This is a genomic window from Limnoglobus sp. (genome assembly GCF_059499385.1).
This window is the reverse complement of record NZ_JCABYM010000051.1, coordinates 33,304-46,011: the sequence shown is the minus strand read 5'-3', so window position 1 is coordinate 46,011 and position 12,708 is coordinate 33,304. Positions and strand designations below refer to the sequence as shown.

At 68.0% G+C, this 12,708-nt stretch carries 6 protein-coding genes; 2 read left to right on the top strand and 4 right to left on the bottom strand.

The window, feature by feature from the left end; genetic code table 11:
* Positions 1-489: 489 nt before the first annotated feature.
* Entirely contained in the window at positions 490-7,497 is a 7,008-nt protein-coding gene (locus AC5JJ2_RS10020; protein WP_495857843.1) for a polymorphic toxin-type HINT domain-containing protein, read from the top strand.
* 144 nt (positions 7,498-7,641) lie between these two features.
* Positions 7,642-8,193 carry a hypothetical protein gene (locus tag AC5JJ2_RS10015; protein WP_495857842.1) on the top strand — a complete coding sequence of 184 codons (552 nt, stop codon included), beginning with the start codon at positions 7,642-7,644 and terminating at the stop codon, positions 8,191-8,193.
* Between the two features lie 106 nt (positions 8,194-8,299).
* On the opposite strand, the gene AC5JJ2_RS10010 is transcribed toward AC5JJ2_RS10015, so the two are convergent.
* The 4 genes from AC5JJ2_RS10010 to AC5JJ2_RS09995 all read right to left on the bottom strand — a co-directional run bounded on the left by AC5JJ2_RS10010 (position 8,300) and on the right by AC5JJ2_RS09995 (position 12,208).
* Positions 8,300-8,638 (bottom strand): IS66 family transposase, encoded by a 339-nt coding sequence (locus tag AC5JJ2_RS10010; protein WP_495857841.1) that lies wholly within the window; start codon positions 8,636-8,638, stop codon positions 8,300-8,302.
* A gap of 36 nt (positions 8,639-8,674) precedes the next feature.
* The gene (istB, locus tag AC5JJ2_RS10005) at positions 8,675-9,451 is read right to left on the bottom strand and encodes an IS21-like element helper ATPase IstB (RefSeq protein WP_495857840.1); all 777 of its coding nucleotides are present in this window, start codon (positions 9,449-9,451) and stop codon (positions 8,675-8,677) included.
* Positions 9,360-10,946 (bottom strand): IS21 family transposase, encoded by a 1,587-nt coding sequence (istA, locus tag AC5JJ2_RS10000; protein WP_495857839.1) that lies wholly within the window; start codon positions 10,944-10,946, stop codon positions 9,360-9,362. The genes istB and istA overlap by 92 nt, the downstream gene beginning before the upstream one ends.
* A gap of 203 nt (positions 10,947-11,149) precedes the next feature.
* Positions 11,150-12,208 carry an integrase core domain-containing protein gene (locus AC5JJ2_RS09995; protein ID WP_495857838.1) on the bottom strand — a complete coding sequence of 353 codons (1,059 nt, stop codon included), beginning with the start codon at positions 12,206-12,208 and terminating at the stop codon, positions 11,150-11,152.
* Positions 12,209-12,708 lie beyond the last annotated feature (500 nt).

The following is a 12,708-nucleotide window of genomic DNA, read 5'->3' as shown; positions in this document are numbered from 1 at the left end:
GGGCCAAATCACTGTCCCACTTCCCGCTAGTTAGCGTCGTTTACGACCCCTGGGCCGGAGTGTGATCGCGGTCCCGAACAACCCCCAGGTCATCGCCGGGATGGGCGACCCGTTCGCCGAGGCGGCCGGGGCTGCGTTTCGTGCCGTTCAATGCGACCTCCGCGGCAAGCAATTCGACACTGCGGCCACGCTGAACGATACAGAGCAGGGCACACTACTTTGTTCGGGGTGGTTCCGAGAACTCTTGGCCCCTGTTGATCGTTTGTGACGACTTGAAGAATTTTTCAAACTGCGCGCGATCCTACGCTTGTGCGGGCGTGTCTGAGGCTCTACTCTCTCTGGACCGATTTGCCACGCCGACGCGTATTGGGTGTTTACACCCACCCGCCAATACGACCGGACCGGCAATCGGGAGCTTGATCGTCACCACGGCACCCGCCACGAACGGCGGGGGCGACCGCCCGGCCGCCGGCACCAAAGGAATCCGCCATGCCCCGCCCCGCCCTGTCTCGGTGGCTCTCGAAGACGGACCAGTTCTGGGCCAACCTGTTCGGCCGGCCGACGGCCCGCCGCGGCGTCCGCATGGGGGTCGAGCCCCTCGAGGACCGCCTGGTGCCGGTCACGCCGCCGATGGTGGACTACCTCGTCAACAACAACGCCCTCGGGTCGGTGGTGACGCTCATCGGGCTGAACGGGGCGACGGCGACCGGGGTGGCGACCGCCCTGGACGGGAACGGGAACGCGGTCGCCACGTTCCAGCCGCCCGAGCCGGTCTGGATCATCGGCGGGTACTACGCCTGGACCGCCGAGGTCGTCCTGCCCAACGGGTGGAAGCTGTATAACCCCAACAACCCCGGCGGCGCGCGGTGGACCGGGAACGCCGGCGACCCGATCACGGACGCCCAGACGCTCACGGTCGTCGTCCGGCCGAACGCCGAGGCCCCCAACCCCGATTGCTATCCCGAGCTCCTGGTGTCGGCCGACGGGAACGCCCCGGAACTGCCCGTGGCGGCGGGCGAGGAGGGCGTCCGCCGGTACGACGGGCGGGCCGTCCACCGGGAGCGGGACATCGAGTCGAGTGGCGTGGGCCTGCCGTGGGGCCAGTTCCGGGCCTGGGCGAACACCCTGGGCGGGGCCAACGCCGCCGGGCACAAGAACGGCCAGGGGTGGACGAACGCGCACACCCCGACCCTGCGGCAGACCGACGCGAGCACGGTGAGCGTGACGAAGGACGGGCTCCGGGCGACCACGTTCCGGTACATCTCCGGGGCCTGGAAGGCCACCAACTCCGACCAGCACAAGCTCGCCAAGGCCGGCGGGGAGTGGACGCTGACCGACGAGACCGGCAACACATTCACGTTCTACGACGACTCGGTAACGACCCCGCTCGGCCGGGTCGGCCGGCTCAAGCAGTACACCGGCCGGAACGGGCAGGTCGTCACGGTGACCGCGTACACCGGGGCCGGGGACATCGCCGAGGTCCGCATCCAGTCCGGCGCGACGGTGGACGTCTGGGAGTACGCCTACGCGGGCGTCGTCCACGCCGCCGCCCCGCAGCTCGCGAGCGTCACCCAGCGGCGGTCGACGGACGGGGGCGTGACGAGTTCCGCCGTCCGGTCGGTCGAGTACCGGTACTACGCCGCGGGCGAGGCGTACGGGAACGCCCACGACTTGAAGGCGGCGATCGTCCACGACGGCGACCTGGCGTCGCCGATCATCCGCACGAGCTACTACCGATACTACAAGCCGGGGGAGGCGAACGGGTACGCCGGCGGGTTGAAGTACGTCCTGCTCGACGACGGGTTCAACCGGGCCGCGACCGCGTACGGGGTGACGATCGACACCGCCCACACCCTCACGGACGCCCAGCTCGCCGTCTACGCCAACAACTACCTCGAGTACCGGCCGCTCGCGAACGAGTTCGACAACGTCCCGAAGGTGGCCAAGGAGGTCGTCCAGGGGGCCGGGTGCTCGACCTGCGGCGGGGCGCAGGGCAAGGGCACGTACACGTTCGAGTACCTGACCCGCGGCAACCAGTACGGGACGATCAACGGCGACCAGTGGGACGCCAACTCGTGGTTCCGGCGGACGACGGTGACGAAGCCGGACGGGAACAAGGAGGTCACCTGGAGCAACGCCCGCGGGCAGGCGATGCTCCACGAGGTCCGGGAGTACGCCGCCGGCAGCCCGACCGGCCGGAACTGGCGGACGTACAACCGGTACGACGCCCAGGGGCGGCTGCTCTGGACGGCCGACGCGGTCGCCGTCACCGGGTACGACGAGACGAAGGGCGACCTGGTCAACCTCGTCAGCAACAACGCCCAGTACGTCTCGGACACGGCCGGCAAGGTCCTCGTCTACGCCTACGGCACGGCGACGACGGCCACCACGACCACGCCCGGCGACGTCCTCGGGTACACGAAGACCACGGCCCTCAAGCACGGCGAGCTCGACCCGACGGCGGGCCTCCTGTCCCACCAGACCTACATCGCGCGGACGGCGAACGGGGCGACCGTGTACGAGGTCGCCTCCACGTCGGCCTACCCGGTCGACGACACCACGAACGTCAACGACGCCTCGCGGCGGACGACCACCTTCGGCTACCAGTGGTTCACCGGGGCGAGCGGGCTGTTCCCCCAGGCGGTCACGGTCACCCTCCCGGTCGTCGCCACCGCCCAGAACGGGTCGGGGGTCGCGACTTCCGCCGTCACGGTGTTCGACACCCTCGGTCGGGTCGTCTGGGAGAAGGACGCGGCCGGGTTCCTGACGCACACCGCCTACGACCTCGCGACCGGGGCCGTGGTCAAGTACATCGAGGACGTGAACACGGCGCTCACGGCCGATTTCGCCGACCTCCCGGCCGGGTGGGCCACGCCGGCGGGCGGCGGGCTGCACCTCAAGTCCACCTACGAGGTGGACCGGTTCGGCCGGGCGGTCACCGCGGTCGCCCCGAACGGGCGGGTGGACTACCAGCGGTACAACGACGTGACCCAGGAGGTCCGGACGTACCCCGGATGGGCGGGGGTCATGACCACCGGCCCGGTGATCGTCTCCCGCATCGACCGCCGGGGCGGGACGGTCACGGTCGGGGCGGACACGTTCGCGTACTCGTACGCCGAGCAGCTCACCATGTCCCCGACGTGGATCGACATGGACGGCCTCGGCCGGCCGACCGGCACGGAGGCGGTCTCCAACGTCCAGTCCCTGTCCCGGCAGTACCAGAACCAGTCCGGCCAAACGGTCTGGAGCGACGCCTACCACGCCGTGTCCGGGCTGACGTACTACGCGGGCGGGCTGCCGGCGTTCGCGCTCGGGGCGTCGGGGACGAACTTCGACCGGACGGTCATCGGGTACGACAACCGCGGGCGGCAGAACCGGGTGACCACGCCGGCCGGGACGCTCACCCGCACCGACTTCGACGTGCTGGGGCGGCCGGTCGCCACCTGGGTCGGGACGACGGACGGGGTCGGCGGGAACATGACCCAGACCGGGGCCTACGAGTACGACGGCGGCGGGGCCGGCAACGGCAACCTGACGAAGGCGACTCTCAAGCCGGGCGGCGGGCAACCGGACCGGGTGACGGCCAACGTCTACGACTGGCGGGACCGGGTGGTGGCGACGAAGGCCGGCGTCGAGGCGACCGAGGCGGAGGACGTGAACCGGCCGATCACGACGTTCGAGTACAACAACCTGGGCGAGCTGTGGCTGGTCGAGACGTACGACGGGGACACGGTCACCCCGGCGGCCACGAACGGGGTGTTCAACGGGCTGCCGAGCGCCCGGCGGCGGGCGCGGGTCATCACTTCGTTCGACGCCCTCGGCCGGGCCTGGCGGACGGACGTGTACAGCGTTGAGCCAACGAGCGGCGCGGTCAGCACGAACACGCTTCAGACGAACACCTGGTTCGACGCCCGGGGCCTGGTCGCCAAGACGGCCGCGCCGGGCGTGCTGGTCGAGAAGACGGTGTACGACGGAGCGGGGCGGGTGGCGAAAGCGTACACGACCGACGGGGGCGGGGACGCCGGGTACGCGGACGCCCTGACGGTGACCGGGGACGTGGTGCTGGCCCAGGCGGAGTTCGCCTATGACGGCAACGGCAACCTGCTGTCGGCCGTCGTCCGGGAGCGGTTCCACGACGCGGCCGGCACGGGCGAACTGGGCACGCCGACGACCGGCGTCCCGGCCCGCGTCAGCAACACGGGGTACTGGTACGACCTGGTGGACCGACTGCGATCCGTCGCCGATGTGGGCACGAACGGCGGCACGGCATGGACGCGGCCGACGGGCGTGCCGGTCCGGTCGGACACCGTGCTCGTATCGACGACGGACTACGACGACGCGGGGCGTGCCACCCTGACGACCGACCCCCACGGGGTGATGACCCGCTTCGAGTACGACGCCCTCGGCCGTGTGACCAAGTCGGTCGAGAACTTCGTAAACGGCACGGTCAGCGATACCGACGACAAGACGACCGAGTACGCCTACGGCCCGGCCGGGCGGAAGACGCTCACCGTCAAGCTGACGGGCGGCGGCGGGCAGACGACCGAGTGGGTGTACGGGGTGAGCCCCGGTACCGGGAGCGGGGTCACGTCGAACGACGTGGTGTCGGCCACCCGGTGGCCGGACCCCACGACCGGGGCGGCCAGCACCGGCGAGCAGGACGTGGTAACCGTCAACGCCCTCGGCGAGGTCGTCACGCGGACGGACCGGAACGGCAACCAGCACGCCTACACCTACGACATCGTCGGGCGGCTGACGGACGACGCGGTGACGCTGCTCGGGGCGAACGTGGACGGCGCGGTCCGGCGGGTTTCGACCAAGTACGACGAGCAGGGCAACGCGTACCTGCGGACGAGCTACGACGCCGCGGCCGGCGGGAGCGTCGTGAACCAGGTCCAGCGGGCGTTCAACGGCCTCGGCCAACTCGTCACCGAGTGGCAGGCGCACGCCGGGGCCGTGGACACCGGCACGACCCCGAAGGTCCAGTACGCCTACACGTTCGACCCCGGCGTCGGGGGGAACCACTCGCGGCTCACCTCGGTCGTCTACCCGAACGGGCGGACGATCGCCTACTCCTACGGTACGGCCGGCGGGCTGAACGATCGCATTGGCCGCCTGGAGGCGATCCAGGACGGCGGGACGACGCTGGAGGGGTATCAGTACCTCGGCCTGGACACCGTGATCGTCCGAAGCCACCCGCAGCCGGGCCTCGACCTGACCTTCCTCAAGCAGGGGGCGGAGTCGACCGGCGACGCCGGGGACCAGTATTCCGGCCTCAACCGTTTCGGCCGGGTGGTGGACCAGCGGTGGCGGCGGACGAGCGACGGGTCGCACGCCGACCGGTTCGCGTACACGTACGACCGGGTCGGCAGCCGCGTCGAGATGGAGAGCCTCGTCAACCCCGCGTTCGAGGAGACGTACACGTACGACGGGCTGTACCAACTCTCCGTCTTCGGCCGGTCGGGGGTGGCCCCGCGCACGCAGTCCTGGGACTACGACGCGGCCGGGAACGTGGAGGGGGTGACGACGGACGCCGTGACCCAGGCCCGGACGCACAACCGGCAGAACGAGGTCACGGCCGTCGGCGGGCTGACGGCCCCGGCGTTCGACGCGAACGGCAACCTGACGACCGACGAGGCGGACCGGCGGTTCGTGTACGACGGGTGGGACCGGCTGGTCGCGGTGAAGACCGCGGGCGGGGCGACGGTGGCGACGTTCGCCTACGACGCGGACGGGCAGCGGGTCCTTGACGTGATCGGCGGCACGACGACCGACCTGTACTACTCGGCGGACTACCAGGTGATCGAGGAGCGGGTCGGCGGGGCGGCGCGGGCGAGCTACGTCTGGAGCGCCGTGTACGTGGACGCGCTGGTGGCCCGGGACCGGGACGCGGACGCGAACGGCAGCCTGGAGGAGCGGATCTATGCCGTCACGGACGCGAACTTCAACGTCACCGCGTTGGTCGATACGGCGGGGGTCGTGCTGGAGCGGTTCACGTACGACCCGTTCGGCCGGTTCGACGTGTGGACGCCGGCGTGGGTGGCGAAGCCGGGCGGGAGCGACGTCGGGTGGGCGTACCTGCACCAGGGGCTGCGGTACGTGGGCGTGGTCGGGCAGTACGACAACCGGGCCCGGTGGTACTCGCCGACGCTCATGCGGTTCACGACCGCCGACTCGTGGGGGTACGCGGCCGGCGACGTGAACCTGTACCGGTACGTCGGCAACGGCCCGAGCAACGCCACCGACCCCAGCGGCCACATCGCCCCCGTGGTGGCGGCGGCCCTTGGTTACGTCGGCCGGGTGGCGGCCGGGGCGGCCGTTGGGGTCGGGGTGAACGGTCTGATCAACCTGTATTGCGGCCGGGAATTCTTTTACAACTGGGACGTGGCGGCGGTCGAGGGGGCGGCAATGATGGCCGTGCCGGGGTTCGGGTCGGGGGCGCGGGCACAGACGGCGCACATGGCCGTGTCCGGGGCGGTCGGGGAGGGAGCCGCGAGCGCGTACGGACAGTACTCGCGGACCGGGCACGTGGATTGGAACAAGGTCGGGGAGGCGGCGGCGTACGGGGCGGTCGGAGGCGTGGCGTTCGGGTGGGCGGGCCGCGGGGTGGCGGCCGGCGTGCGAGCGGTAGGCGGGGCCGTGGGCCGCGGGTTGGGCAAGGCCGTGCACAAGGCGCTCGCCCCGTTCCCGAAGACGCACGCCGCCGTCACGAACGCGGCGAAGCGGTTGGGCGTTAACATCTGTTTCGCGGCCGGGACGCCCCTTCTGACGCCCGATGGTAGTAAGATGATTGAGGACTTCCGCGCCGGGGACATGGTGGTATCGCGGGACGAGCACGACGCGGCCGGTCCGGTCGAGTCGAAAACCGTCGAGGAGGTGTTCGTCCGCGAGGGATTAGTTTGGCACGTCCACGTCGGCGGTCAAGTGATCCGGACGACGGCTGAGCACCCGTTCTTCGTCGAGGTTCGCGGATGGACGCCGGCGAACAGGTTGCAGGTAGGTGATCGCCTCGTGACGGCCGACGGGCACGCAATAGTAATCGAAGACCTGCTCGACACCGGCGAGTGGGATACGGTCTACAACCTCCGCGTCTCGGATCACCACACGTATTTCGTCGGCAGTAAGGATTGGGGTTGGGCGGTATGGGCGCACAATGCCGAATGTGTTTTATATCATGGATCCCGCGACGGGATTGCCGGGAAACAGTTTAGTCTCGAGGATGTCGCAAAACGACCCACTCACTTAACATCTGCCGATCCAGCAGTGTACCTCACCGATGACCTTAAGAGAGCGGCTCAGCAATATGCGACACCGAAAGGAGAGGTTGGCCGGGCTGTCATTCCTGATGAACTCGCGCAGGCCATGAAGCAAACGGACATGTACGGAAACATTGAATATGTGGCTAGAACGCAAGCGCATATTGAGGCACTGAATCGACACTTACAAGTAAAATCCACAGCCCAAGCGCTCAAGGAGTGGCTATACGGGATGGGGTAAGGATAAGTTATGAAAGATATACACAATACTGACGCAAAAGACTTAATTGCCAGAGTGCGATCATTGTGGCTGCTAGTGTCACTACTTCGGATCAATAGATACGATTTCCCTCTTGATGGCTTGATATCGAGCCAATTGGAGCAAATGCGATCTAAGGCAGTATCAATCATTAAACTGATCTCTGCGACGACGGCGTTTGAATATCTTGAGAATGAGTTATTATCAACAGTCGACGACATTCGAGCTGTTTCAGGTCAGAATTTTTATACAGAGGAGAATGTCAAGCTGTATTTGTCGATAGCCTTGGAATCAAATACCGTCATATCAATTGATTTTGGCACTTTTGCACATGCTAAGGCCACACTCGCCCCGCTTATTGCCCAATACTTATATAGATGTTATTGGTCAATATGCTGGTTACGCGCCGCCTTCTACTCGTGTTACGAAACCAAGGAGTTGCCATCTCTAAAGAATAACTGGAAAGTCATATGCGCACAACTAGTGGAAATCACCTCCTGCACCCATCTCTATGATCCGGATGTTCTCGCGCCTGAGTGCGCGCGTCGTTGGTTGGAATCCGATTTGGTTCTAGGGCTTCGACAAAAAATGACAGCGGAAATGCCTTATGCCAGCTCGTTTCAAAGAATTCTATCTGAGGTCGAGGAATGTGCGTCAGATAAAGAGGTGTCAATTTGAGCAATTTTAACTATAAAGCTACGCTTAGTATACTTTAGTATCAGAGCAGCGAAAGCGTCCGGCGAGTTGGTCTGTCGAAGTGCGTGCGGGATCGGCCCTGGTCGGGTTACGACGGCCGCCAGCGATCGGGCAACAGGTCGGACACGTCGGCGTCGGGCGGTCGGGCCGGGAGGTGGGCGAGCAGGTCGCGGACGTAGTCCCAGGCATTCAACCTGAGCCGCTTGGCGCTCGCCACCACACTCAGCAGCACGGCCGCCGAGGTGAGGCCGGCGTCACCGCCGACGAACAGCCAGTTGCGGCGACCGACGGCTAGCGGCCGGATGGCCCGCTCGGCCGGGCCGTTGTCGATGGAGAGTCGGTGGTCGTCGAGATACCGCACGAGCGTCGGCCACTGATTTCGGGCGTAGCTTGGTGATCGGCGTCGAAAGCAGGTCCACCTCGGCACCCAATCCAGGTCCACGGTGCGGGTGGGTGAGAGGGGTCACTTCTTCGGCTTGATCGTCTTCTCGGTCTTCGCTTTCATCGACTCCCGGAACCGGTAACTTTCGCCGTTCATCTCGAAGATGTGGCACCGGTGGGTCAACCGGTCGAGCAGGGCGGCCGTCATGCGTTCGCCCTGGAAGATCGTTCCCCACTCGCCGAACGGCAGGTTGCTGGTGATCAGCAGACTCTTCCGCTCGTACCGGTCGGCGAACACCTGGAACAGGAGCTCGGCCCCCGACCGGCTGAACGACAGGTAGCCGAGTTCGTCGACGATCAGCAGGTCGAGCCGGTCGAGGGCGGCCAGCAACCGGTCCAGGCGGTGCTGCTGCTGGGCGGCTTCGAGTTCGGTGACGAGGTTGGCCGCGGTGGCGAACCGGACCCGCGGGCCGAGCCGGCAGAGGGCCAGGCCGATGCCGGTGGCCGCGTGCGTCTTGCCGGTCCCGCTGCCGCCGATCAGGCAGGCGTTGTACCGCTGGTCGATCCAGTCCCGGCGGGTGAGTTCGAGCAGTTTCTGCTTCGGCACGCCCGGCAGGGCCGTGAAGTCGAAGGTGTCGAACTCCTTCGTCACCGGGAAGCCGGCCGCCCGGATGCGGGCGGCAATCGCATTCGCGGTGCGGGCGGTGACCTCCAACTCGGTCAGTCGGAGCAGGTAGCTGTCGTACGGCTCGTCGCGGTCGGCCGCCTCACGGGCCAGTTTCTCGTGCTCGGCCAGCATGGTCGGCAACTTCAACTGCTTCAGGTTCGCTTTGAGCAACAGCGGGGTCGTCTCGGTCATCGTCGCCTCCGTCGGGGGTGGGGGTGAGGAGTCGGTTGAAGCGGGCGAGGTCGGGCGTCGGCACGCCGAACGCGGCGACGCCCGGCGGCGGCCGCGTGACCCCGACGGCGAGTCGCTCGGCGGTCCCGGTGATGGCGGCCGGGGTCGGGTCACCGCGAGCCAGGGCGAGGAGGATCGCCTGCTCGACCGTCGCCAGCGGGAACCGGGCCAAGAGTTGCAGCACGCGGATGTAGTGTCTCGCCCCGGCCCGCAGGCCGCGGTCCGCCTCGAGCCGTTGACGCAGAGCCGGGAACGCCGGCGGCAGGTGCCAGTCGCGGTAGACCGGGGCGTGATCCAGGGCCGCCGGCTTCGCCCCCAGGACGACCAGGAAGTGGAGCGGGTCGAGGACCCGCTGGTGCCTCGCGTAGCTGCGGGGGTGGGTGGCGATGACGTGGTTGTCGGCCACGACGTCGACCCGATCGACGAACCCCTTCACCGTGACGCCGCGGAAGGCGTACCGCCGGGGCACGCTGTACCGGTTCCCGTCGAACCCGACGGTCTGGTACTTGTCCACGCTGCCGGGGCCGATCACGCACGCCTCGAACGGTCGCGCCGTTACCGGCAACGCCGCCGCCCGGTCCCGCTCGAACCGGGTGCCGACCGTCTCGGCGTTCGCCCCGCACGTCCGGTCGCGGGCCTGCACGCAGCACCGCCGCAGGTGGTCGTTCAGCCCGGCCAGGTCGTTCACCCGCGGCACCGGCGTCGCCCACATCCGCTCCAGGTCCTTGACCCGGTTCTCCACCCGCGGCTTCTCCTGGGGGGTGGCGGGCAGGCAGAACTTCGGCGCGAATAGGAAGTGGGACGCGAGCGCGGCGTACCGCGGGTGCAGGGTGCGGTCGCGGCCCCGGCGGATGTGAACGGCCACCGTCGTCGGGTTGTCCCACCACAACTCCTTGGGCACCGCCCCGAAGAAGTGGAACGCCTCGCACAGCCCGTGCAGCACCGCCTCGGCCCGCTCCGTCGGCAGGGCGAGGGCGAACGGGGCGTTCGAGTAACTCCACGTCACGATCAGCACCGGCACCAGCCGGCGGCCGTCCGGGAAATCGACGTGGATGTGGCCGAAGTCGGCCTCGCACCGGTGCCCCGGCGGGTGGTCGAGGGGGATGAACGTCGCCCGTCGCTCCCGCCGGCGGTCCCGCAGGTGCCGGCGGACCTGGTCGTACTGCCCGCGGTAGCCGTGTTCGGCCACCAGCCGGCGGTAGATCTGCGACGCCGTGTGCCGCTGCTTCGGCGGGGCGGAGGCGTCGGCCGCTACGATGGCATCGACGATCGCCCGGAACGGGCCGAACACCGGGGCGGCCCGCGGCTGGGCGAGGGTGTACGGCTTCGGCTCCGGGTCGGCCAACGCCTTGCGGATGGTATCCCGGCCGACCCCGAGTTGCTTGGCGATCCGGCGGGCGCTCAGCCCGTCCCGGTGGAGTTGGCGGATCCGGGCAAAGTCGTCCACGGTACGCATCCTGGCCCCCCGATGACGGCAGGGAAACTGCCCACGGGGGTTGTGCTACCGGTGGACCTGGATTGGGTGCCGAGGTGGACCAGAATTGAACGCCGATCACCAGACGGGCGTTTACAGAGGTGAGGCATTTCGTCGGGCGGTGCAGACCTTCGACGCGGCCGGTCGCAGGCCGACGGGGTGAGACGTTCACGGTCTCTCGGCGGTCAGGCCGCGGCGCGGTGGTAGTGCCGCAGCAACCCGCCCAGCCGCTTCCGGCACTGCACCCGGCCGCGCGGGAACGGCAGCACGCCCGGCGGGTCTTCGGTTAGAGGGACGTTGCCGATCCCCTGGTGCGGCCGCTCGGAATTGTAGTGGGTTAAAAACTCCGTCAGCAGGTGCCGCAGGTGCTTCTCCCCGAACACCACGAAGTGATCGAGCAGCTCCTGCCGCAGGGTCTGCGCGAACCGCTCGGCGTGGGCGTTCAGGTTCGGGGCCTTCGGCCCGACCCGCTGCACGACGCCCCCCTCGGCCGCGAACACCGCGTCGAAGTCCTTCGTGTACTTCCCGTCGTGGTCGATCAACAGGTACCGCGGGGGCAGGCCCATCTCCTCCATGCGCATGGTCGCGTTCCGCGCTTGCTGTTTCACCCAGTCCGGGCTCGGGCTGGCCGTCACGCCGGCGACGAATGCCCGGCGGCTGCCCGGGTGCAGGAAGAACAGGACGAACACGTCCACGATGCCCCGCGTCGTCCACGTCTTGACCGTCAGGAAGTCGCTGGCCCACAAGGTCGCCGCGTGGCGTTGCAGGAAATCGGTCCACGTCCCGACCCCGCGCTTCGGGCCGGGGTCGAGGCCGGCGTCCCGCAGGATGTTGATGACCGTCGACCGGCTGACCGACTGTACGCCGAGCTTCCTCAGCTCGCCGAGGATGCGGCTGTACCCCCAGCCGGTCTCCCCCGCCAGCCGGAGGACCACCTTCCGCACGTCGGCTTCGGTGCGCGGCCGGCCCGGCGGGCGGCGCGGCCGCCGCGCGGGTCTCTCGCCCTTCGCCCACCGGGCGAACGTCCGCGGCGAGACGATCGAGATCAGTCCGGCGACGGCCGACCCGAGCGGCCGGCCGAACTTGACCAGCCTCGCCCGCTCCCGGGGCGTGACCGTGATCCGGTCGGGGAGCTTATCCCGAAGGATCCGGTTCTCCTCCCGCAAGTACTCGACCGTCTGGGCGAGTTTCCGCTCGCTCAACGTGACCAGGATGAGCCACAATGGCTCCAACAGGCGGGGCATCTGTTCCCCAGGGTTTCGCGGGGATTTGCGGGATCGGACATGGTTTTTGTACACCGGCGGAATGCCGGGGAATCCTCGGACCCATCCCGCCCCGCGCGATTCGCGGCCGCCGGGGCGCGATCCTGCCGGTCGTGCCGCCGGGGTCAGACGGCTCAAGTGATAAGAGAAAGTCGCGCCGACTGTTTACCCGCCTGTCGTTGAGTTTTGGCGCGAACCCGTTTCGACCCGTCGGTTAACAGGCGGCGCGACTTCCAAGTTCGAAATCCGTTCCACTCGGACACCGGGTAGGATTCGGAACGGAGTCGTTTTTCAGACGCATTTTCGTCTGCCGCTTCGACGAAATCACCTACGAAACAAGGCAATCCGCAACCGACGGGGCGAACTCTCGCGCCGAGAGTCGCGCGCGAAAAGTTCGAAAACTGTTCTACCCGGGGAGCTGCGGGACGTGCCAGAACCTCGCGGACGCGGGAGAGGTTCCCATCGGCCGAGAGTTCGGCGTG

Bases quoted from the DNA above. Each gene is read 5' to 3' on its own strand.
- AC5JJ2_RS10020 (WP_495857843.1), top strand. From the start codon at position 490: ATGCCCCGCCCCGCCCTGTCTCGGTGGCTCTCGAAGACGGACCAGTTC.
- AC5JJ2_RS10015 (WP_495857842.1), top strand. From the start codon at position 7,642: ATGCGATCTAAGGCAGTATCAATCATTAAACTGATCTCTGCGACGACG.
- AC5JJ2_RS09995 (WP_495857838.1), bottom strand. From the start codon at position 12,208: ATGCCCCGCCTGTTGGAGCCATTGTGGCTCATCCTGGTCACGTTGAGC.
- istA (WP_495857839.1), bottom strand. From the start codon at position 10,946: ATGCGTACCGTGGACGACTTTGCCCGGATCCGCCAACTCCACCGGGAC.
- istB (WP_495857840.1), bottom strand. From the start codon at position 9,451: ATGACCGAGACGACCCCGCTGTTGCTCAAAGCGAACCTGAAGCAGTTG.